The 24,402-nt window shown below is 44.1% G+C and carries 17 protein-coding genes; 10 read left to right on the top strand and 7 right to left on the bottom strand.

The genetic code is table 11. The annotated features are described in order from the left end of the window. The first annotated feature begins 13 nt into the window (after positions 1 to 13). A complete protein-coding gene (locus ASD24_RS02370; RefSeq protein WP_056690947.1) occupies positions 14 to 1,648 on the top strand; it encodes a CotH kinase family protein in 1,635 nt (544 codons plus the stop codon). A 305-nt stretch (positions 1,649 to 1,953) separates the two neighbouring features. Further along, positions 1,954 to 2,922, top strand: coding sequence for an ROK family protein (locus ASD24_RS02375; protein ID WP_056690950.1), 969 nt, complete (start codon positions 1,954 to 1,956; stop codon positions 2,920 to 2,922). A 100-nt stretch (positions 2,923 to 3,022) separates the two neighbouring features. Here ASD24_RS02375 and ASD24_RS02380 read toward each other — a convergent pair whose 3' ends face one another. After that, entirely contained in the window at positions 3,023 to 3,400 is a 378-nt protein-coding gene (locus ASD24_RS02380) for a MerR family transcriptional regulator (RefSeq protein ID WP_056690952.1), read from the bottom strand. A 134-nt stretch (positions 3,401 to 3,534) separates the two neighbouring features. Here ASD24_RS02380 and ASD24_RS02385 point away from each other — a divergent pair, with 134 nt between their 5' ends. Then, positions 3,535 to 4,506, top strand: a complete 972-nt coding sequence (locus ASD24_RS02385) for an aldo/keto reductase family protein (RefSeq protein ID WP_056690955.1) — start codon at positions 3,535 to 3,537, stop codon at positions 4,504 to 4,506. A gap of 110 nt (positions 4,507 to 4,616) precedes the next feature. On the opposite strand, the gene ASD24_RS02390 is transcribed toward ASD24_RS02385, so the two are convergent. Beyond that, positions 4,617 to 5,429, bottom strand: a complete 813-nt coding sequence (locus ASD24_RS02390) for a helix-turn-helix transcriptional regulator (RefSeq protein ID WP_056690958.1) — start codon at positions 5,427 to 5,429, stop codon at positions 4,617 to 4,619. Between the two features lie 116 nt (positions 5,430 to 5,545). On the opposite strand from ASD24_RS02390, the gene ASD24_RS02395 reads away from it, so the two are divergent. Beyond that, a complete protein-coding gene (locus ASD24_RS02395; RefSeq protein ID WP_056690961.1) occupies positions 5,546 to 6,691 on the top strand; it encodes a DUF2264 domain-containing protein in 1,146 nt (381 codons plus the stop codon). A 177-nt stretch (positions 6,692 to 6,868) separates the two neighbouring features. Here ASD24_RS02395 and ASD24_RS02400 read toward each other — a convergent pair whose 3' ends face one another. Beyond that, a complete protein-coding gene (locus ASD24_RS02400) occupies positions 6,869 to 7,828 on the bottom strand; it encodes an alpha/beta fold hydrolase (protein ID WP_056690963.1) in 960 nt (319 codons plus the stop codon). 371 nt (positions 7,829 to 8,199) lie between these two features. On the opposite strand from ASD24_RS02400, the gene ASD24_RS30650 reads away from it, so the two are divergent. After that, complete coding sequence (locus ASD24_RS30650) at positions 8,200 to 8,514, top strand: hypothetical protein (RefSeq protein ID WP_056690966.1); 315 nt, start codon at positions 8,200 to 8,202, stop codon at positions 8,512 to 8,514. 250 nt (positions 8,515 to 8,764) lie between these two features. Here ASD24_RS30650 and ASD24_RS02410 read toward each other — a convergent pair whose 3' ends face one another. After that, the gene (locus ASD24_RS02410; RefSeq protein ID WP_056690970.1) at positions 8,765 to 9,373 is read right to left on the bottom strand and encodes a TetR/AcrR family transcriptional regulator; all 609 of its coding nucleotides are present in this window, start codon (positions 9,371 to 9,373) and stop codon (positions 8,765 to 8,767) included. 176 nt (positions 9,374 to 9,549) lie between these two features. On the opposite strand from ASD24_RS02410, the gene ASD24_RS02415 reads away from it, so the two are divergent. The 3 genes from ASD24_RS02415 (at position 9,550) to ASD24_RS02420 (ending at position 11,255) form a co-directional block, all read left to right on the top strand. Beyond that, positions 9,550 to 10,287, top strand: a complete 738-nt coding sequence (locus ASD24_RS02415) for an SDR family NAD(P)-dependent oxidoreductase (protein WP_056690973.1) — start codon at positions 9,550 to 9,552, stop codon at positions 10,285 to 10,287. An 84-nt stretch (positions 10,288 to 10,371) separates the two neighbouring features. Further along, a complete protein-coding gene (locus ASD24_RS30855) occupies positions 10,372 to 10,500 on the top strand; it encodes a DUF6254 family protein (RefSeq protein ID WP_222125993.1) in 129 nt (42 codons plus the stop codon). A gap of 419 nt (positions 10,501 to 10,919) precedes the next feature. After that, positions 10,920 to 11,255, top strand: a complete 336-nt coding sequence (locus tag ASD24_RS02420; RefSeq protein WP_056690975.1) for a thioredoxin family protein — start codon at positions 10,920 to 10,922, stop codon at positions 11,253 to 11,255. 56 nt (positions 11,256 to 11,311) lie between these two features. Here the strand turns inward: ASD24_RS02420 and ASD24_RS02425 are convergent, their stop codons facing one another. After that, on the bottom strand, positions 11,312 to 12,184 hold the full coding sequence (locus ASD24_RS02425; RefSeq protein ID WP_056690978.1) for an AraC family transcriptional regulator: 873 nt from the start codon (positions 12,182 to 12,184) through the stop codon (positions 11,312 to 11,314). Positions 12,185 to 12,383: 199 nt separating this feature from the next. Between ASD24_RS02425 and ASD24_RS02430 the strand changes: the two genes are divergently transcribed. Next, on the top strand, positions 12,384 to 18,764 hold the full coding sequence (locus ASD24_RS02430; protein ID WP_056690982.1) for a rhamnogalacturonan lyase family protein: 6,381 nt from the start codon (positions 12,384 to 12,386) through the stop codon (positions 18,762 to 18,764). A 224-nt stretch (positions 18,765 to 18,988) separates the two neighbouring features. Here the strand turns inward: ASD24_RS02430 and ASD24_RS02435 are convergent, their stop codons facing one another. Together ASD24_RS02435 and ASD24_RS02440 are read right to left on the bottom strand one after the other, a co-directional pair. Continuing rightward, the gene (locus ASD24_RS02435) at positions 18,989 to 19,270 is read right to left on the bottom strand and encodes a GNAT family N-acetyltransferase (RefSeq protein ID WP_056690986.1); all 282 of its coding nucleotides are present in this window, start codon (positions 19,268 to 19,270) and stop codon (positions 18,989 to 18,991) included. Further along, entirely contained in the window at positions 19,263 to 19,511 is a 249-nt protein-coding gene (locus tag ASD24_RS02440; RefSeq protein WP_056690989.1) for a (4Fe-4S)-binding protein, read from the bottom strand. The genes ASD24_RS02435 and ASD24_RS02440 overlap by 8 nt, the downstream gene beginning before the upstream one ends. Before the next feature lie 588 nt (positions 19,512 to 20,099). On the opposite strand from ASD24_RS02440, the gene ASD24_RS02445 reads away from it, so the two are divergent. Further along, positions 20,100 to 24,329 (top strand): LuxR C-terminal-related transcriptional regulator, encoded by a 4,230-nt coding sequence (locus ASD24_RS02445; protein ID WP_056690991.1) that lies wholly within the window; start codon positions 20,100 to 20,102, stop codon positions 24,327 to 24,329. Positions 24,330 to 24,402 lie beyond the last annotated feature (73 nt).

Genomic DNA, 24,402 nt, shown 5'->3' on the forward strand with positions numbered 1-24,402 from the left:
AGGTGGAAGATGAATGATGAATCATAAGTGGAGAAGTATAGTAGCAGTAACGTTAATCTCTGGAATGATCTTATCTGCTTGCAGCAGTGAAGTTGTGAGCAATACTACAGATACGAATACGGAGAGTAAAGTCACTGATGAAAATACTCAAACTGTAGGCTATGCACAGGAGATCAATAAAACGGAGGTCATGTCCTTCGCAATTGATGTAGACGAAGATGCTTGGCAAGAAATGCTTGATACAGCAACGGAAGAGAATTATATCAAAGCCAATGTCACGATTAACGGAACAACCATTGAAAACGTAGGCATTCGAGCGAAAGGGAATTCGAGCTTAAGGCAAGTTGCTGAAGATGATACGACAGACCGTTATAGCTTCAAAATTAAATTTGACGAGTATGTCAAAGACCAGACATGGATGGGGCTCGACAAAATAGTGGTTAACAACATGATTTCAGATAGTAGCTATATGAAAGAGTATCTAAGCTATGACATTATGGATTATATCGGCGTTGATGCTCCACTATTTGCTTTTGCTGACATCCATGTTAACGGGGAAACGTGGGGGTTATACCTAGCTGTTGAAGACATCGACAGTGGATATCTCGCTCGGGCCAAGAATGATGAGGGAGAACTTTACAAACCTAACAATGACGATAATATGGGTGGTGGAGCAGGTGGAATGATGAACCCTGGTAACTTTGAGGGGAATGCACCTGAACAGGGCGATAGTGGAATGATGGGAGATAGACAACCTCCAGAAGGTATGGAACCACCAAGTGATATGACATCAGGTACAGACTCAGATCCGCAATCCGCTGATGCTCGTGGAGGTCGTGGCATGGGGCCTGGTGGAGGTGGCGGCGGAGGAATGAACGGAGGAACCAATGGTGTTTCATTAGAGTATACCGATGATGAAGCATCTAGCTACTCTGCCATCTTCGATAATGCCAAGACCAAAACGACCGAGGAAGATCAAAATCGGGTCATCGAAGCACTTAAAAATCTGAATTCGGGTACGGATTTGGAGAAATATGTTGATGTCGATGCTGTTCTCCGATACTTTGCGGCTCACACCGTGGTTGTTAATATGGATAGCTATACATCCAACATGGGTCATAACTATTATCTGTACGAAAATAATGGACAGATTAGCATGCTGCCATGGGATTACAATATGGCTTTTGGAGGATTCCAGGCTGGTACGGCTTCTGATGTGGTTAATCTAGCAATTGATACACCCGTATCTGGTGTAACGATGGAGGAACGACCGATCCTTAGTCAATTACTTGAAGTACCGGAATATAAGGAAAAGTATCATGAATATTTACAGGAAATTGTAGATGGTTATTTTGCAAACGGTAAATTCAAGGAAACGGTAGAAAATCTTAATACGATGATTGCAGATTATGTTAAACAAGATCCAACGGCATTTGTATCATACGATGCATATGAAGAGGCTGTCGCTGAACTGATCAAGTTGGGCACATTACGTGCAGAGAGTATTCAAGGCCAACTAGATGGATCGATACCTGCTACAACAGATGAACAAAAAGCGAGTTCCGATACTCTGATTGATGCATCCTCTATTGATTTGACCAAATTAGGTGAGAGTGCAGGAGGCAGAGGCATGAACGGAAGAGAATAGCCAATCTTCGTCAGAAACGTCTTCTCAATAAAAGATCACACTCATACAAGGCCGACTCACACAAGATCATGCCTGAAAAATACGTATCTGAGAATTACGTACCTGAAAAATACGTACCTGAATAGTCCGTACCATACAAAAGTCAAAACACAAAACGTCCGATAAGGATGTTTTGTGTTTTTTGGTTTAACCTCTGATATTAACTTTGTGAGAATAGTTATCCAATATTAGTCTCATATGTCCATTCATTTTAGGCATGAAGTATTTTACAATACTCTAAACCTATAAGAACGGAGATCAAGATCATGAGTAACTATGTTATAGGCATTGACCTCGGTGGAACCAATATTAAGTCTGCCATCTTCAACATGGATTTTCACATCGTTCACGAAAGAAGTGACCCTACAGAAGCAAGCAAGGGGCCAGCTCATGTATTGAGTAGAATTCAGGGAATTGTTCAAGAGATGCTGCTGCTTGAAGGCATCGATCAGTCTTCAATTAAGTGTATGGGTATGGGCATTCCAGGATTGCTTGATCCAGAGGAAGGGCTATCTATATTCTCGCCTAACTTTCCGGGTTGGGAGAACATTCATGTGGTGAATGTGATGAAGGAACATTTTGAGTTTCCAGTCTTCATCGATAATGATGTTCGAGTAAATATGTACGGAGAATGGCTCTTCGGTGCAGGCGTTGGCTATCGTAACCTAGTATTAATCACATTAGGTACGGGTCTAGGATCGGGTATTGTGAATGATGGCAAAGTCATCTACGGTACCACGTCTAGTGCTGGCGAAATTGGGCATATGAATATGTTCCGGGAAGGTCGGCCTTGTCGATGCGGAAGCTCAGGCTGTTTAGGCAGATATGTATCTGCGGTAGGTATGGTTAGAACGTTTACTGAGAAGCTTGAGGAAGGTCGATCAAGTGTTATCTTGCAATGGGTAGGAGACGATTGGACAGCAATTACTGCCCATATGATTTCGGAGGCCTATGATCTTGGAGATGCTCTTGCGATCGAGGTGATGCATGAAACAGGCACCATTCTTGGATTTGGTCTTGCGAATGTGATCAATTTACTGAATCCTGAAGTCGTTATCGTGGGTGGTGGAATGTCTGCTGCGGGGGAACGTTTGCTGGAAACAGTGCGAGATACCGTTAGAAAACATGCTTTAGCACTTGCTTCCAGTGCTTGTGAAATCGTACAAGCTAAATTAGGTAGACAAGCAGGTATGATCGGTGCAGCTGCGTATGCAAACAATAAGATGTCTTTATAAATGAACAGCCTAAAATATTCAAACGCTCATTATGTTAAGGTAGCCGAAAGATTTGTACCTAACACGAGCGTTTTTTGTTTTATAATAAACATCCTATGTACTATTTGGTATCGATATGGAAGATGCCAATCTCATTATAGTGCTCTAGCTTGTAATTAATGGTACCCAGACTGCAATTTAACATGTCCATTTGTTTCAAAATGTTATGCCGATGCGTCTCCAACATTTCCTTCCGCTGTTCACTAGTGCCGGAACCTTCCAGACAGAGCAGCATAAATGCTTTGATATCCTCAAGTGGCATGCCACTGTCCCTCAGGCAACGTACTAATTCCAGCCAACATATATCCATCTCAGAATATTTACGGGTACCGTATTCCGTCTTCTTCAATAAAGGCATGAGACCTGCCCGATCATAGAAACGCAAAGTAGAAGCAGGTAATTGGGTTCGTTCCGCGACTTGTTTAATCGTAAATTCCAAGCAAATCTTCCTTTCCAAAAAAATGGTTGAATGTCTTGACTTAAACCTAAGTTTAACCACTATCCTAAGATTGTACAATAGAGCGTTTACACGAATAGGCTCTAATCCATCCATTCTTATAAGGAGTGATTTAGTTGAAATACAGAAGACTCGGTCGAAGTGGATTGAAGGTTAGTGAAATTGGATTGGGAAGCTGGCTGACATACGGATCAGCAACTTCAGAAGAAGCGGCACGCGCATGTATGCATAAAGCGTATGAACTCGGCATTAATTTTTTCGATACATCGAATTCGTATCCGGGCGCCGAAGAGGTGATGGGAAGTACGTTGAAACAGTATTCACGCAATAGTTACGTGCTTGCTACGAAGTTGTTTTTCCCGCAAGGATCAGGACCGAATGATCGCGGATTGTCCCGCAAACACATCGTTGAGCAGTGTGAAGCGAGCTTAAAGCGGCTGGGTACAGATTATATTGACTTATATCAATGTCATCGTTTTGATTCCGAAACTCCTGTTGATGAAACACTTCGAGCATTGGATGATCTGCAAGCGCAAGGCAAAATTTTGTATGCAGGTGTCAGTGAGTGGACTGCCGCACAGATTGCAGAAGCATCAGGGATTAGCAAACGTCTGAATTTGCGTCCGTTAATTTCCAATCAGCCGATCTACAATATGTTTGAACGCTATATTGAGAGAGAAGGAGTGATTGAGCAATGCGAGCAGGAAGGGCTGGGACTCATCGTGTTCTCTCCACTGGCACAGGGTGTGCTCACCGGTAAATATAAACCGGGACAGCAGATTCCCGAAGGTACACGGGCTGCGAATAATCAAACGAATGGTGTCATCAATAGCTATTTGCGTGAGGACGTGCTCCAATGTACTGTGCAGCTGTCGGAACTTGCTAATGAAATTGGAGCAACATTGTCCCAATTCGCATTGGCGTGGATTCTACGTCAACCCGTGGTAAGTTCTTCCATCATTGGCTCTAGCAGACCGGCGCAGATTGAAGAGAATCTCAAAGCAGTAGAACTTGAGCTTACCCCTGATATAATCTCGGAAACGGAAAAAATTCTGTCTTCCATCAGCCATTTTGCGCCACTGCGATAATATTGGAGATCATACTTTATCGATATGAACAATTTCAGACCGAAATAGATTAGCATGTGTGATATATCACAGGATATTTGTAACCTGATAGGTTAGCCTTTTTTTGTGGGCTAGCCTTTTGGGTTTAGAGGCGATCCATAACTAGCTTCGCGTCTAAACCGGTATTGCCGTGGTGAGGTACCCACAAATTTCTTGAACTGACGCATGAAATGGGTGTCATTGTCATAACCGCACGAGCTGGATATTTCAGTTACCGACATCTCACTATGATCCAAAAGGTACTTCGCGTGTTCAAGCCTTCCGTTAATCATATCCGTCATCACTGAGCAGCCAAATAACTGCTTATAGATATGTTGAAAATAAGATTTACTTATATTTAATCGGATAGCAAGCTCCGCTACGGAAATATTCTGGTGAGGTGAGCGGTATAGTTCGTTACGCAATTCATTGAATCCAATATAATAACGATTCAGTTGATGAGGCGCCGTTCGCTCGCGCAGATCACTCAATTTCATGAAGAAAGACCGGAGGTCGCAATCGATGATACGCTCACGTAGTGAACCATCAAGTCGGTTGATCGTTTGTAGCTCCATAACACATCTGGATATGAGCAGCGGATCGGAAGCTTCGATCGGAGTATCCAGCGGAAAATTCAATTCCATCAGAAAATCAGTCATGTTCGCACCATAACAATGAAACCAGTCATTGATAAAAGGGTTCTCCATTTCGCGGTACGCATGAGGCGTCTCTGGGCCAAACAGGATAAATGTATTTTTTTCTACGATCATCGCTTGCTCACGTAGCGTCACTTCTGCACGGCTATTGAAGAATACAAATGTGTAATGACCTGATCCATTCGGGCGATTTCGGATAATCCCCTCATGGTGAATGGTGTGAAATCCGCAAGAAATTAACTTCAACATCTGTGTACACTCCTAGCACGATAGGTCAGTTTTTGATCATTATAGTTTATTGAAGGAGGCGATACAACGATCTATACTTGATCTAAAATGTGAGCCTAGCGAAGGAGCGATGCATCATGAGCGACGACAGAAAATATTGGGTGGACACGTTAGTTCAGATTGCACAGCCTGTTTTACGTTCTTTATCCCACCGACAATTGGCAGTAGAGATGCCTGTTGAAGCAAGTACGGGCGACCGATCCGATTATACATACTTGGAAGCGTTAGGACGTACCTTAGCGGGGATCGCACCATGGCTTGAACATGGGTCTCGTTCTGGTGATGAAGGTGAAGTACGATCACAAATGGCTATGATGGCTAGACAAGCAATGGAGGCTGCAACTGATCCAGCTTCACCGGACTATATGAATTTTACAAAGGGTGGTCAACCTGTCGTTGATGCAGCCTTTCTGGCCAATGCAGTTCTCCGTGCTCCAAACGAACTGTATGCACTGCTTGACGAAGATGTAAAAAAGAATTTAATCACGGCGTTGATGGCTACACGAAAGATTCGTCCGGTCTTTAGCAATTGGCTCCTGTTTAGTGCCATGATTGAAGCTGCATTATCTCGAATGGGTGTAGAACAGTGGGATTGCATGCGTGTCGATTATGCATTAAGACAGCATGAGCAATGGTATAAAGGCGACGGAGCATATGGGGACGGGCCTGCATTTCATTGGGACTATTACAATAGCTTTGTCATCCAACCTATGCTCGTCGATATTCTAGATGCAGTAGGCGATCAGTTTGAAGATTGGGCTGCACTTCGAGTTAACGTGTTAGAAAGAGCAGAGCGTTATGCGGCTGTTTTGGAACGAATGATCTCCCCGGAAGGAACCTACCCACCTCTTGGACGATCACTCCCATATCGGTTCGGGGCATTTCAGCATCTATCGTTGATGGCGCTTAGGGAAGAACTACCGGAGAAGCTGTTGCCAGCTCAGGTTCGTTGTGCACTTACAGCCGTAATGAAGAGACAGATTGAGATGCCGGGTACTTTCGATGAGCATGGTTGGCTTCGTATTGGGTTTGCCGGGAGTCAACCCGCAATCGGGGAAGCCTATATTTCGACAGGCAGTTTATACCTATGTACGACCGTATTTCTAGCCTTGGGGCTCTCCCCTGAAGCCGATTTCTGGCAAGGAGAGGCAGAGTGGACTTCACTAAAAGCATGGTCTGGCGGGACGGTGGAGCTTGATGTTGCATTGTATAGTGATTTTTAAAGGTTCACATTGAGGAACGATTATTAGACACAGAGAGTATAAAGTTGGACGATTGATTTATCATTGCTAGAAGCTCGTTTTATGCGAAACAGCAAAAGATCACTTCATTGATGAAGTGATCTTTTGCCATGTAATATTATATCAACGCCAATCGGACTGCGATAATTAGACTGACATTTACTTATTTTCCTTCCGTACATCTCTCATAAATATTCTGAAGTTCTCAACAATTTCTTTTGATCGGGTATGGTGTAGATAATGTGTTCCTTCGAATGTCATCACTTTACTATGGTCAGAATCTTTTACTTGCTCTTCATGTAGTGTTGCCCATCCTTCAATTGCTGTTTTGTCTGGTTGCAAAAAGAAAACGACAGGTAGCTTTTGGGGAAATGTTAAATTTTCAGCTGCTTTTAAATTGGGAAACATAGATTCGATTTCATTCGCAATGCTAATATTTCTGAAATTTTTATAAGATAGAATTCTCATTTGTTCTTTTGTCTCATCATCAACGGGTATTGCAGCGTACGGATCAGCACTTAGTTTCATTATTAATCTGGCTAACCCTGATTTTTTGAGTAGGGAGATTGTAGTAGGTGATATCGGGGATTCGATTTCCTTACCACCGTATTGTTTTGGAGCACTGCTATCAATTCCGACAAATGCACTCACTTCGTGTTCATATTTGTTTACATAATCCAGTCCATATATCCCTGCAATAGAGTGACCCATAAGGATATATCGATCAATTTGAAGTTGCTGTAGAGCTTCATGTATTTCATCTACAATGTTTTCTAGATTTCGTTCTTTTTTGGTTACATCACTTAATCCATAACCAAAAGGTTCAATGACAACAACTTTATAAAAAGGTGCTAACTCTTCAACTAGCGGCTTGAAATCCAAGGCCGGCGTTCCTGTTCCCAAACCTGGCAGCAGCACGACGGTTTCTTCGCCCTCTCCTTGAATCAAGACATTCATATTTTTCCCATCTACTTCTACGTACTGACCATATGGCTGTATTCTCCCATCCTCTAACTTACTGCTAATCTGATCAACAACAAAAACAATAACTAGAAAAATAACGATTAAGCTAACTAAAACTGCAGATATCTTAAGCAAAATTTGAAGTGGTCTTTTCATCTTGTATCTTCTCCTGTCAGTTTTTCTGTAGTGGACATATCACACCGTTTAGTTAGCTTAAACGATGGAGGTGTACCACTCATGACGAAAATATGAACTGGATATGAACAAGTAAAAGAGTTACGCATGCACCTAAGTTTAGATTTCAATCCTTAAAACCAACTTGGTCGAGGACATCACATTTTACCTTCCGTTAACGAAAGAGAATATAGATTGAGAAAATCAAGTCGTATACTGAGTTTCTTAACATTTCGCACAGGTTGATCGACTACATCTACGGAGGGAAGGGTGAGAAGATTCATGTCACACTATACCTTCTTGCAAAAGGTTCAGGAATTGCTCTCTTTTCCACATACAGGAGACATGCCGCTATGGCGAAAAATTCTGGTCAGCAACTGATTAAGCAGTCATTGGAGACGGTGTTTCAATCGGTTCAGAACTTCTCGAAGTTTGTCCTTATTAATCAGGATACACAGAAGCTGCTGAGCAGAGATGCTGGAACTAGCACCGATGTTACTGCGCTGAAGTCGATTTATAATACACTGGCCGCGATGCTGCTAACAGAACCTAATATTGATTCTGTGATTATCGAATCCTTAACAGGTGAACTTTATTACACTTCCAACTTGACGGGGGTTATCCGGGAGAGTCTTGATATTTACCCTAAACAAGAGATCAAGCAGTGAAAGCCTGGCGACCATTCAATTGAAACAGATCCCGATGTGCCGAGCTATCTCTATGATATGTTTGGGGGCATTGACTATCAGATTGATCTGTCCCAACCCCCAGGAAAGTGCATTGTTCATATTATGTACCAAAACAGATCCCTTGCCGATACAGATCGGCTACAGCTTGCCGTCAACAATTATCGTTACAGCGACGAACCATATCTCCAGAGGTCGATAATAACTGGTCTATTGTTGGTGTGAATTCTTACTAATAGATGTCGCCCACATACTGAAAAGAGTGAATATGTGTTCTTGTGAGTTCAATAACGTTTTGGATAAATGTGTCGCGTGATTCACGATATCCGCTTAAGATCCAATTGTTTAATAGTCCAAAGAAACCGTATGCGGTATAGTACTTGAAATACTCCATGTTCACTGGGGAGTTGTTGATCGTTTCGAAGATAAATTGTTCCTCATAGATTTTAAGTATTGTTTGCGGAAATCCTGTATGTAGACCGGGTAACGTATCATCGTATTGAATCAGTTCGAAGAACTCACGGTGTTCGTAAATATAGTCCACGATCTGAAAAGATTCGGCAGTAAGCTTGTTTGTCAGAACCTTTTGACCATGCCAATAGGGTTTGCCTACCGCACCTCGCAATCCTTCGAGTTCCATATTTAATAATTCTTCGCCGAGAATATATTTATCCTGATAGTGTAAATAAAATGTGCTGCGATTATAACCCGCTTGCTCTACGATATCCTTCACCGACACAGCGTGGAAGCCTTTTTTCTTAATGAGCTGAATTAAGGCTGCTTTGAGGTGTTCTTTGGTACGATTACGATGTTGAGATGTCACAATAAGTTCATCATTCATTCAATAAATCTCCTATAAAAATCGACATTGTTTAGAAAAGTGTCTATGAGGTAGACATTTGGTCTTATCTTAATGATTGGATTGTTACAATTTTAAGCATACAATTAGTTTTGTAAACATCATATAGCACTATTTATATAGGCGCTATTCAAAATATTATACTGGAGGAATTATTCATGGGCAAACTTCAAGATAAAGTAGCAGTCATCACAGGAGGAGCATCTGGGATTGGCGCAGCGACAGCACGTCTATTCGTTTCTGAGGGAGCCAAAGTGGTCTTGGTGGACCTAAATGAAGAAAAAGGGAAAGCGTTCGAGCAGGAACTGAAAGCGCTTAAAGCAGATGCTCTCTTTATCAAGGCCAACATCACCAGTGAGCAAGAGGTTGCTGAAATCTTCAAACAAACGGTCGAGGCTTTTGGCCGAGTGGATATCGTGTTCAACAATGCAGGGATCGGACGTGTGCATCCTTCACATGAACTGGATTATGCAGAATGGCGCAATACAGTCAACGTAGACTTGGACGGCGTATTCTTGGTTGCACGTGAATCCATTCGCGAAATGCTGAAAATTGGTGGAGGCACGATCGTTAACACGGCTTCCATGTACGGATGGGTTGGTTCACCTGGTTCTGCAGCGTACAATGCAGCCAAAGGCGGTGTCGTGAATTTGACTCGTTCGCTTGCGCTGGAATATGCAGAAAATAACATTCGGGTTAACTCATTATGCCCAGGATTTATCGATACACCGATTATTCCTGAAGAGAGCAAACAGGCTCTTTCTGCAGCAACACCAATGAAACGTCTTGGTCAAGCAGAAGAAATGGCAAAAGCTGTTCTGTTCCTGGCAAGTGACGATTCTTCCTATATGACAGGCAACAGTCTGATCGTAGACGGTGGATACACTGCTCAATAAGAGTTAAGGATGAATGAAAGTAGCTTAACATCGACATCCTAAAGAGGTAGTATCATTTCTCATTTCCAGAGGAGGAGATCTTTTATGGCTCGCCAGAAGAAAAGGCAGGAAGCTGCTTGGAAGTCACGAAAGCAAGAACAGCACCCTCATGGTAAAATCAGATCGCTCAAAGAAATATCAAGCGAGTATGATGAGAAACATACTACGGATTAAAGCGATGACTGTCGGCATGAACAGCCGGCGGTCATTTCGACTACTTATCTACCCTGTTAATTCAACATTGAATATTCAATAAGGGATCCCTTTTGAAATGATGTCATTAAAGCCGCTATTTAAGTAGCGGCTTTTTTTATGATGCTTCAGCCAATAGTAAATACTTTGATTAATACATATCCCACTAGATGAACCAAGGGGGCGGGAGAAATCTCCAATTTTTCTTATCTTGTTTGCTGCTTCCTAGAGGTGTGGAACGATTCGTCCAGATTCCTACTGGAGCAAACGAGGTCTTTTCCGAAAAGTAGTTGAAGTTGGATAGCCATATTGCAGTAGAACCAACGGCTAAGTTTTAGTATTCCAGGTTTCCGTGTACAATATTTCTATATGTTAACAAGCTAAGATGAGAGGATTTGAATATGATTAAACATCAAATAATCAACTCTATTGAAGATATTGATACATGTTTACAACATCATTCTTTAGTTTTACTGTATGTTTCACAAGAAGAATGTTCTGTCTGTCACGCGATTCTCCCCAAATTAATGAAGCTTTTGACAAACTATCCTCATATTCAATTCATACAAGTGGATGCAAAGCAAGTTACAGAAGTTGTGGGACGTTTTTTAATTTTTTCAGTCCCGACATTAATCATGTTCTATGAGCAAAAAGAATTATTCCGAGAAGGTAGATTCGTACAGTTTGAATCTCTTGAGAATCGTGTAAAGCAAATCTATAATTCTATAGCGTTTTGAAGCTACGACATCGAACGTCTTAATTCTTGTGAGTCTTAAGCAAAAGCAGAGATGACCTATTCATAGTAGATCGCTTCGTAAGGAAATGTTAACTTATTCAGCCGATACTCTTTGGGCGACATGGACATATATTGCCGAAAGACTTTGCCGAAATAGCTGGGGCTCTCGAAGCCGCATTGTTGACCGATTTGAGCAATCGGAAGTTCTGTTGTACGGAGAAGTCGGACGGCAACTTCAATCCGTCTGTCCTTGAGATAGGCTAGCGGTGATGTTTTCTCCGATTTCTGAAATAATCTGCATAAGTAGTGTTTATTGATATCGCAGTGGCTCGCCAGTAGATCCAGCGTCAAGGGGGAAGCATAGTTTTCTCGAATGAACTTTTTGCATTTCTCGATTGTTGTTATGGATAGGACACCGATATCCCTCTCCGCATCCCGACTTGTCTGCACTAAGAGAAGCAACCACTGATAGACTTGCATGGACAGGCGATACTTGTCGGTCACTTTCTCTTGATGAATCAAATGTATGATCTGCCACAATTCTTGAATTAAGGAAGAATCCGCGTTTCGCAAAATGACATGCCCCTCATTATCATGAATCATATCCCATATTCGATTGGCTTCATCTCCGCGAATGTTAATCCAAATAAATTCCCATGGTTCGTTATTTTCTTGCTTATAGTAATAGCAATGTTCTCCGCTAATTTTGACGAGTAGTGCGTGCCCCTTAGGTAAAGGAAGTGTTTGATTGTCAATATCCAGATAACCCTGGCCATTCAGGGTGTATTGAAAAACAACATGCCCCGGATCCGGTCTGTCATCACTTGGACAACGATATTCTTCACTTGAGACGATCTGCCATCCAATAGAGTCCAGTGTCATGATTGATGTATCGTCATTACGAAAAGCATAAGAGACCGTATGATTCATACCTTCACCCCTACCTAAAAAAGTCAATTATGTTATATAATACGTCACATTTTTTAGATTGTCTGTCTTTTTTTAGACCTGTAAGATAAATGTAAGCGGTAACATACGAAAGGATGGTGACTGTAATTTTGTGTTCATTTGACAACAAGTAGGGCAGATTTCTTAAAATGAATTTTTGGATAAAGGAGGAGCTAATCCGATGAACCGAAGAACTGTTTCCATCCAGAAATCGATGTTTGTATCTTTTCTAGCATTCCTTATGGTAATTTCATTGGCTGTACCTCCCTCTCCGGCACGAGCAGAGACATCAGACATCAAGGCGGGTAGACAGGGGGAATATCTGAACCGTGGTCTGGTTGCGGTTCTCGTGGACAACGGTGTTTTTCTAAGCTGGAGGTATCTGAACAATGATCCTGATGAGATCGCTTTCAATATATATAAAAACGGAACGAAAGTAAACGCATCGCCTATAAGCGATGTGACGAACTATGTGGACACAAGTGGCTTCGACAGCTCCCAATATCAGATTTCCACGATCATTGCGGGCAAGGAGCAAATGGAGCCAGAGGTAGTATCGGTCTGGCATAACGATTATCTACCGATCCCGCTTGATAAACCGGCTGACGGCCGAACCAAAGATGGTGGAACTTACTCCTACTATGCAGGCGATGCTTCCGTAGCGGACTTGGACGGGGACGGCGAATATGAGATCGTCTTCCTGTGGAGTCCAAGCAATTCCAAGGACAATTCGCAGGCAGGCTACACCGGCAATGTGTATATCGATGCGATCAAATTAGACGGCACGAAGCTGTGGAGGATTGACCTTGGGGTCAACATCCGCGCCGGAGCCCATTATACGCAGTTAATGGTATACGATCTGGATGGCGACGGAAAAGCCGAAGTTGTTGTAAAGACTGCAGACGGCACGATAGACGGACAGGGTACGGTCATTGGCGACGGAACGAAAGATCACCGTAATGAAGGCGGATACATACTGACTGGCCCAGAATATCTCACGCTATTTAACGGTGAGACCGGAGCGGCCGTATCTACCGTCGATTATGATCCTCCAAGAGGCAATGTCAGCGATTGGGGCGATGGCTACGGTAACCGTGTAGACCGTTTCCTTGGCGCTATTGCTTATCTGGATGGTACGAAGCCAAGTGTTGTAATGAGCAGGGGGTATTATACTCGCACTGTGCTTGTTGCTTATGATTATGTTGGCGGAGAACTCGTCAAGCGCTGGAGGTTTGACACCAACGAGGCAGGATCGCAATATCAGGCACAAGGCAACCATAATCTAAGTGTGCTGGATGCTGACAATGACGGCAAGGACGAGATCATGTTTGGCGCCTTAGCGATAGACGATGATGGCAGCTTGATGTATAGCACCGGACTCGGCCACGGCGACGCTATGCACGCGGGCAAGCTCGATCCAAACCGTGAAGGTCACCAGGTCGTAAGTGTGCATGAGCATTCAAATGCTGCATACGGACTGGAGATGCGTGATGCTGCTACAGGTGAAATTCTCTGGGGAGAGAAAACAGGTTTTGACACAGGTCGTGGGATGTCCGCAGACATTGATCCGAATCATCCTGGATACGAGTCATGGGCAACGACGGTTACTAACGGACAAAGTGTGCCTGTAACCAGTACTTACTCGGCTGCCGGAGAGCCTATCTACACTGTTGAAGAGGGACCCAAAACCGCAAACTTTGCCATCTGGTGGGATGGAGATCTTCAGCGGGAGCTATTTGACCATGAGTGGGATAACAGTTCAGCTAGAGGAATCCCACTCATTTACAAATGGGATTACGAAAATAAAAAACTCGACGAAATCTTCCGGGCAACCGGTACATTAACGAACAACCATACCAAAGGAAATCCTGCGCTTCAGGCGGACATTCTGGGGGACTGGCGTGAGGAAATTCTGCTGCGGAGTGAAGATAGTTCAGAATATCGTCTCTATACGACGACCATTCCTACAGACTATCGCATTCCTACACTGATGCAGGATCCTGTGTATCGACTGGGCGTAGCTTGGCAAAATGTAGCCTACAACCAGCCACCGCATACTGGTTTTTATCTTGGAGCAGAGTCAACTTCATTCCCTAAAGCTGATCTGACACTGACTCGCGGAGCGGAAATGCTGGATTCCGTATACCGTTTTGATTTTGGTACAGATACAGCAGCTGGAAGTACGGATATTCAAGATACGCCATACACACAAGAGACGGGATATGGATTTACGGATACAAGCGGTGTTACCGTAGGGGTTAACGAGGTATCAGTCGCGGCAGGTACGACATTTGCCGTTGATCTGCCGAATGCGAACTATAAGGTAACACTGCGTTTGGGCAGCGATGCGCATGACTCTAACGTTGGAGTCAAATCTGAATTTGTTCAAAAGCTCGCTGTAACCAATGTAAAAGCAGGAGAGCCGCTGGAGTATTCCTATGATATTGCCTTAGTGGATGGGCAACTTGATTTTCTCTTTACAGGTACAACCGTAGATATCCAAGACATCATTATTGAGAAATATCCGGAGAAAGAGGTCGGTACAGCAACGACGATCTATATGGCCGGTGATTCAACGATGCAATCTTACAGTGAAATGCAAGCTCCGCAAGAAGGATGGGGACAACAGTTCGGACGTTATTTCTCTAATGGGGCAGTGATTGTGAACGATGCAATCGGTGGACGAAGCAGTAAATCGTTCATGGTAGACGGTCGTCTAGATACGATTCTGCAGCGCATTAAGCCAGGGGATTTCTTCTTCATTTCCTTTGGTCATAATGATGCTAGTGCAGGTATACCAGATCGGTATGCATCACCAGAGGACTATAAAATCTATTTATCCCGTTATGTGAACGGTGCGAAACAGCGCGGAGCTACACCGGTACTGCTCACTCCGGTTGGACGCAGAGATTTTAATACGTTAACTCAGGAGTTTAACGTCAGCTTCCCGGCATATGTGCAAGCAGCCAAAGAAGTGGCGCAGGAGCTCAATGTGCCACTGATTGATCTCAGCAAATTAAGCATTGCGTACTTCAACAAAATTGGTAATACAGCTACGGAAAAAGTATTCCTATATGCTAATCCAGGGGAGTATCCGAAATACCCGAATGGGATCAACGATAACACCCATTTCAGCAGTTATGGTGCCCAGAGAATTGCTGGATTGGTTGCCGGCGCGGTGAAAGACATGGAGCTTAGCATTTCTCCCCTGGTCATTGACCCGGATACAGCTGAACCCGAGCCAGAGCCGGAAATCCAGCTCTACGAAGAGGACTTTGAAGGCGCCGCAGCGGACTATCAGTATGCGATGGTGAACGCTACTGGTATTGCCGGTACCATGGCGGGAACGGTAGTTGAACAGTCAGGAAATAAGGTACTGTCGGTCACAGGTTCTGGATCAGGACATCGGGCGAAAGTGTTCCGTTTGTTCGATGCCGTAAATGGCGATAAGGTAGACGTGAACTTTGACTGGCAATCCGGCAATGTGAGTGCCTATCCGTCTGAAGGTCACCTCACGGTTCAAGATTCGAACGAAAATGCTCTGTTCACACTGTTTACCAAAACCGGAAGCACGAAAATTCATTATTTTGTCGGTGCATATAACCCGGACTACGGCACAGGGGATACAGCCATACCTGAAGGGGGAACGGCTACAGAGATCTCCAAGAACCAATGGGTCAATGTGGAAGCATCCGTTAATTTTGCCGAGAAAACATTGGATCTGACATTAACGAATCAGGCGGATCCAACCGTCACACAGACGATCCAGGATATCCCTATGAGTTCTATCGCATATGCAGATAACGTCAGAGCTATTCGGTTCCTTGGTACGAGAAAAGGCGGTGGAGGTACGCTGAACTGGACTACTCAGATTGATAATGTGCGAATTGAAGGAACTCAGCTTGATTCAGAGGGCGGCGATCAGACAGCCTTGGTTGACCTGTACGATGAGGTCAAGGCACTTGATCTGTCAGCATATACAGAAGCTTCGAAAGCAGTAGTCAATCGGGCTTTGGCAGCTACGGAAGCTATCTTTAATACAGAAGCAACCCAAGCTCAAATTGATCATGCGTTTAACGTGTTAACGGTCGCCAAGGATTCGTTGACGACTGAACCGGGCGAAGAGATTAACACGTACAAATTTGATTTTGGTTCTGGCAATGCTGCCGAAGGATACATCAAGGTAGATGCCAAAAGAGCGTACATTGAAGGCAATAAGTACGGCTTTGCTGATACTGCATTGACACAAGATGAGAACCGGGAGACCGGGGATGCGCTCAAGGAGGATTTTACTCGAGTAAACGGCACTTCTTTCCTGGTGGAAATGGACCCAGCTAATTACCGTGTAACGATGACCATAGGAGATGCGGAAGAATCGACCAGCGCGAATGTCGTGGTAGAGCAGATGACGAAACTGCCGCTCACAACCATTGCCAAGGGCGAGTTCAAAGAAGTAACCTATGATATTGCGCTCATCGATGGAATCTTTAACTTCAACTTCACTGGAAATGCACCGAAAATCAATGCGTTGACGCTGGAGCGTCTACCGGATAACAATGCAAGCGACAAACCTATTGTCTATCTGGCTAGTGATTCCACCGTGGCCAATTACGCGGAGAACTATCGTCCGCAAGCAGGCTGGGGCGAGACGTTGGGTCAATATTTTGATCAGAATGAAGTCAGCATTGATAACCGTGCAGTCGGGGGATTGAGTAGCAAAACCTTCCTGGTCGGTGGATACCTTAACGATATTCTACTCGACATCAATGAAGGCGATTATCTATTCATGCAGTGGTCACACAATGATTCCACGCCGTCCCGTCCAGAGCGTTATCTTACGCCAGAGCAGTTTAAAGTGTATCTGAAAGAATACATTAACGGTGCTCTGCAAAGAGGGGCGATTCCGGTTCTGGTCACGCCAGTCAACCGTCGTGATTTTACTGGAGAGGTGCTGAACAAGAGCTTCCCGGAATACGTACAGGCGATGAAGGAAACGGCACAGGAGACGGAAACGCTCATTATTGATCTGAACCAAGCTAGCTGGGAGTATTTCCAAGAGCTTGGCACAGAAGGAACGAAATCAATATTTATGTGGGTAGGCACAACGGAAGACAATACACATTTGCAGATGAACGGTGCAATCAAAGTTTCTGAACTTGTAGCAGGTCTCGTGAAGGAATTGAATATTCCGCTGTCAGCTCACGTTAAATTGGAAGGAGAAAATCCAGATCAGAAAGCCCCGCATACCACGGTAACCGTGGAAGGGGAAGAACATGACGGGTGGTATACTTCTCCAGTACAAGTAACCTTTACAGCAAGTGACGAAGATTCCGAGGTCGAAGGAACTTATTATCAAATTAACGATGGCGAGACGGTGAGTGGCACACAGTTGACTCTAACTGAAGAAGGTACACACACGATCACTTACTGGAGCGTCGATGTAGACGGTAACAAGGAAAGTGAGCAGTCTTTGACCGTATCCATTGATCTCGTTCCTCCAACCATCGAAATTCATGGTCAAACGGAGTACACGATTGATCAGCATGTGGAAATCGGTTATACAGCCTCTGACGCGGTATCCGGTGTGGCAGAACCGGAGGGTGTGCTTCTGGACACTCCAGCGTACACATTGGAACCGGGCCTGAACCAGGTTACGGCAACCGTTTCCGATATAGCGGGTTGGGAACAGACAGTAGAATATAGCTTTGCGGTAATTGCTACTTTCGACAGCTTGATTAATCTGACCAACTCCTTTGCTGATGAATCGAGCGATCCGAATGCAAGCGTTCTTGCTGATCAGCTTGTGAACACGTTACAACAAGCGCAACAGGCTGCAAATGATCGTGACGGGGCAAAAGCACGTCAACTGCTCGCATCCTATGGCAGTGACGTTCAAGCAGCTAGAGGAACCGTGTTTACGGATGAACAGGTGAATGTACTGCTTAAGTGGGAGGAATGGCTCTACCAAGCAACACCACTAGCGAACGGTGCACCAGGGACACCGGTACTGTCGGACAATAACGGTTACGATACGGGACTCAAGGATGGAGACTACACTGTCACGATGAATTTGTGGTGGGGCAATAATGGCAATCAATTCAAGCTGTATGAGAATGGTGAGTTAATTAAGGAAGTCTCCCTAGTTGATCAATCGCCATCTGCTCAGTCTGTAAAAGTTGATATTACTGGAAAGAAAAATGGTACCTATATGTATACCGGGGAATTGATCAATGCACTAGGTACGACCACGAGTGTTCCACTGACAGTCATCGTCGCAGATGCTTCTCCAGGGCAAGCTGTTCTGTCGAACGACAACTGGGATGGTGATGGTAACTTTAATGTCACGATGAACCTGTGGTGGGGAACAAATGCTACTGAATATGAACTGTATGAAAATGGCGTTCTAATCGATACACAATCACTACAATCTCATACACCTAATGCTCAGTCTGCGGTTACCGCTATCTCTGGAAGATCATCTGGAAGCTACGAGTATGAAGCTGTACTTCGTAATCCTTCAGGGGAAACCAGATCATATCCATTACAAGTGATGGTACGATAGCGGCTGTAATGTTTGAAGCATTCCATTAATACTCGGTGATTAGAATTAGAAATGAAGTATACTATCCTTATATAAAAAGGTGCTATTCCTCATCATTTTGAGGGATAGCACCTTTTTGAATGAGCTCCGTATGAGAGCATTTGACTGATTTGAAAATCCATCTAAGGGATGGTTAGAAAGAGAACTGATATCTAGAGAAATTGTCATCTAAACGTGCTTAGTTATTATTTATTAAGAACATCCGCGTATTCAGTGATACGATCAAAACGTCCTTTGGCAAACGGGCATAATGGTAAAATTTTAATACCGTTTTCCCGCGCGTATTCCACCATTGCTTGGATCAGTTTATCGCCAAGCCCTTGTCCGCGGTAAGCATTTTCAACTAAAGTATGATCAATAATGTAGAGCTCCGGACTTGAAATTACATACGTCATTACTGCGGCTATGTCGCCGTTATCTTGAATAAGAAATCTTTTATTAGCAGGTTCATGTTCTACGTTATGCATGTTCATCCTCTTTCTTTGTTGAGAAGTTATCGTCCAGAAGTCTATACGTCAATGCTCCGCTTGGACAAGTATCAATATGCTGAGCTATTGCCTCCGCAGTGTCTGCATCTGGGGAAACCCAAGGACGTTTACTTAAGTCAAAAACACCAGGGAGGCCTTTTACACAAATACCGGAATGAATACAGACATCCGAATTAAACATGACCTCGATCTCTTTACCGTGGTATACCTTCTCCTTCATTATAATGCTTCACATCTTTCACTTTAGAATTTGTTTATAGATCCAGATTCCAGGCATTCATGGTAACCAGTGTCTGCTTGGCTCTTGATGTCCGAATTATAAATGAGCAATTGTTAATAAGTCAACGTAATGAGGACTCACTACGAAAGATTCGGAAGCCTGATTACGGTCAAGGGTCTTACTAACGGCGAAAGCTATGACGCCTTTTATTATTAGAGTTTTGACCATTCATACCTATCTGAAAGCGAGATGTTTGTTTCCTTTTTCTTCATTACACAAGCTAGACTCTGTATGCATCATAGATTAAAATTTATTTTAGTAAGTTTCTTAATAAATCCATTTTATCAAACCTAAGTTTTGCAATTAAATTTTGATATATATCCATCTCCCAAAACGAAATTTAAAATAGATAGGTGTGCATTAACATCAAGATTTTAAGAGACTACATCACAAATCCCTCAGTAGAACTTACTATGTTCATTGAAATTTCTATCATACTTGCAGAAATGGTGCACCGTGAACACGAGCAGAACAGGATAATTGGATGTCTTAGCCCTGATCATATCAGTGTGCAGTGGGAGGGGAGAAATGCGCATATCAACTGGCATACTGAGAGTCATGCAGCTTATCATTCTCCCGAACAATTTGAGACGTTATAACCTCGTACCGAATGAAACCAGTGATCTTTACGCATTAGGTGTTGTTCTCTACGAGTTGTTGACTGGGCATTTACCATTTCGTGCTGACAATGATGAAGACTGGGGTACCGTGCATGCCCGCAAGGTGCCTCAGCCCTTATCCGATATTCGGCCGGGATTAGACGTAACACTGCAAACGATACTGATGAAATTACTTGCGAAATCACAGGTGGAGCGTTATCAGAGTACATATGGGTTGCTTGAAGATCTGAAGTTGTATCAGAATATGATGGATAACAAGGAAGCATTATTGCCATTGAAATTGGGGCGTTTGGATAAAATAAGTACGCTTTCCATTTCCGATACGTGGTATGGACGTAGTGCGGAAGTGAGTCAATTGGAGAACGGACTGGAGCAGGCTTTTCAGGGAATGAATGCTTATCGTTGGGTGATAGGCAAGGAGGGAACAGGTAAAACAATGCTTGTTCATAGACTCCAACAAAATGTGGTTCGACTTGGAGGTCGAATGATCGCCATACAAACGGAACCTTTCCAAAAAAATCTGCGGTGTGCGCCGATTCTTCAGGCGTTACGGGAATGGATATTTCAACTGTGGAGTGAGCCGGTTGAATTCATTACACATCTGAAAACCAAACTGCAAAATGAGTTCGGACCAGAAATGCAGGTAATTGTCTCCAGCTTGCCCGAGGCCAAGCTGTTGTTCGACAACGCAGCGAAAGTATCGCATGTTTTGGATGCCGCGGAGGTCTGGGATCGGTTTGAAGAATTACTACCTGACTTGATCTGCTGTATGGCTGAATGCATGCCGCCGCTTGTTCTGTTTGTAGACAATCTGCAGTGGGTCGACAATGGTACACAAAAGGTAATTCGCGAACTCGTGTTAACACAAAAAACGTATGGATTATTCCTAATCGGGGCTTATCGTACGGAGGAGCCGATGAGTTCTTTTGGAGAAGAGGCGAATACCGAACAAATTGAATTACTGGCTTGGTTAACCCACAGATGTCTTGCGAATCCAGAAGAACAAGTGACTCTACCGCCACTGGCTTACGAAGATGTCAGGCAGCTAATCTCTGATGCTCTATATGAGAAGTCTGGTCGCATTCAACTTCTGGCACGGTCTGTCTACGATCAGACAGGTGGTAATCCCGGCTCGGTTCGTCTCTTGCTGGAGGGATGGTTAAAGGAGGATAGACTAAGCTTTGATGAGAGAAGACGTCAGTGGGTATGGGACTCAGAAATAACCCGGCAACTAAGCAGGTCGGAGGAACATCTACATCGGCTGGAGATGGGCTTCTCCAAGCTCCCGGGAGATCGTAAGGAGTTCTTGGCTATGGCGGCCGCAATAGGGCCGGTATTTCATATAACACTCTTGTCCGAAGTGTGTGGCATATCAGTAGATAGGGTTTTCCGTAATCTTCAAGAGGATGAAGCAGAAGGATATATTTATCGGGAAGACGAAACAGAGCTAGAAGATGAACAGGATCCGATCTATGTGTTTGCGCATGAATCCTTTCACCAAATGGTATATACCCTTGATCCAGCAAGTAATATTCACCGACATCGAGCAATTGGACGGTTGCTTCAAGAACGTACTCCGGAGTCATACGAGAAGCTGTCAAGAACAGCGGTTGATCATCTGAACTTGGCAGCTTCGACATTATCAGTGCAAGAGATGAAGCAATTAATCGAGGACAATCTTCATGCGGGACAGAAGGCGTTGGCATCCACGCATTATGCGAAAGGGAAGCATTATGCCGAAAACGGGCTTCATCTAATGGCAACATGCAAACTGGCCGTACCTGGTACACTCGATGTTGGGTTGAAGTTAGTATTAGCATGGACGGAGTATATGGGTGGTAATAGCGCACGGGCGATAGAACTGCTGGTGGACTTGAACCAAGAGAGCGATCGACTGAGTCGATCGGAGCGACTCAAAATCTGGGCGCCTTTGATCCAATTTCATGCATTCGCGGACAATGAGACTGCGGTTCAATTTGGGATGGAGGCGCTAGGCTCCTACGGTTGGAAGCTTGAGAAGAAGAGTACACTGTTGTCTATTGGCAAGGAAGTGACCCAAACCGCCATCCTCTTACATCGAAAACGGGAGAAGCACCTTCTACTATCCAACCCACTCGACGAGGATTATGAGGCGTTATGCCACATAATGGAGCTATTGTTTCTTCCATTGCTTGCACACGATGCAAGATCTCTTCTGGAATTGTATGCCCGATTTATTCGTTATGGGTTGCATAAAGGGGTGAATGAGTCTCTAGCCACAATGATCGGAGCATACGAACTGATTGTGCAAAGGACATTTCCGAGCTTCGTTCGAACGACTCCGATTGCTGAGCGGGTGTTTCTGCAAATCGCAAACACCTCTACATTTAAGAAAAAGCATGTATTTACTTTTCTGAGCGGAATGATCAAGCAAATGGAAAGTCCTTTGGAATCTTCTGTTGTCCTGTTCAATGCGATGCGTCAAGGGATGGAAGCCGGTGATCATGACTTTGCTAATCCTGCCTTAATTTTCAGTGTTATGTGTAATCATGGGAATGTATATGCCCTACATGATTTGCTCCATTACTTTGAGGAGAACATGCGACAGGTTGCTGACGACAAAATACTGGAAATGATGCGGCTGACGAGCAGTTACGCAGCAGTGCTGCAAGACGATTCTTTGATCGACAGTTTTATTGCTATTCCACAAGTGCCGATTGAGAACGAGTTGGAGCCACAGGACGAGGACAATTATAGCTGCGGTTGTCGGCTCGAGGTGGCGTACCTGTCGGGCAGGTACAGGGAAGCGCTGTATTGGTCGCAACGAGGAAGGGTAAACGAAATACATTTGGATTGGATGCGAATTCGGAAACAACGTGTTTACGAGACTTTGGCACTAGCTGGATTATATTTCGAGTCGAATAAAGAGGAACGGAAGCGGATCCGGAAGTCCATACGCGCGCAGTTGAGATTAATGAAGAGCTGGCGAGGATATTTGGACAGTACGTCCTCCGCATACATGCTAATCCAAGCAGAAGGTGAACGAATTACAGGGAAATCGGTGGGAGCCATGCAACAATATACGGCTGCAATTAGGCAAGCGAGAACCGAGAAATACGTATTGTTGGAAGCCATTGCTTGCGAACGGCTTGCAGCATGTTATCAAGATGATCTGCTCAGTCGATCCGGAGCGGCAATTACGATGATGGATGCTTGTGCGGCATACGCCGAATGGGGAATCACCTTCAAAGTAACTCAGATTAGAAGCAGACATCATGAATTGTTAGATCCGGTATACAAGCGTTATGAAGGTCCTGTCTTACAGGAACGAGTCCATATGACTCGAAGTGGTACATCGTTTACTCAACAGAACGGCTCCAAGACAGGTGAAGGCTTGGGCTTGAAGAGTGAAGAGGAACTTGCGTTTATACAACGACTTATCCATGGGTTAGCGATGCCGAATAAGGTCGACTGGAAGGAGAAACTCTTAGAAACGGCTATAAAACAAGCCGGAGCTGAGCGTGGTCTGTTGTTGAAGCATCAAAATAATGAATTCTGTATTGAAGCTAACAGTTCAGACTGGACTGATTTGGAAAATGGAGCAGGTCTGTATGCGGAGAGCGTGTTACGTCATACAACGATGACGGCAGAACCACTTATTCTGTATGACGCGCTTCAGAGTTTTTGGGTGAAGGATGCTTATATTGCAGCAAGAGAACAGAGGTCGATTCTGTGTATGTCAATTGATGTTCCGGAAGACCAAACTTCCTATCTACTTTACCTGGAAAATCGACAGATGCCGGGTGTGTTCACAAAGAGGGATGTTCAGATGCTGGAACTTATTGCAACACGGATCATTTATCTCAAGCTGCTGGAAGACGAAGCTGCGGATACAACTATCTTGAGTGCTTTGGGAAGTAACGCTTCCTCGGTGGTCCCTAGTCCCGGTCAACTAGGGCTGACTGAACCACTGACCGAACGAGAAACGGAAATTATAACAGCGATTGCAAAGGGCCTGTCGAACAGGGAGATTGCCGATCTCTTTGGGATCGCAGAGACGACGGTCAAAACACACACTTCTAGAATATACGGCAAGTTGGGTGTGAAACGGCGGGGACAAGCTGTCGTACGTGCCAGAGAGTTGAAATTAATAGAATGACAAAACAAGGAAGCGAGCCCGAAAGGGTCGCTTCTTTATTTTTATGGAGTACTACTTTAGTAGGACTTAAATA

The organism is Paenibacillus sp. Root52 (genome assembly GCF_001426865.1).
Taxonomy (GTDB): Bacteria; Bacillota; Bacilli; order Paenibacillales; family Paenibacillaceae; genus Paenibacillus.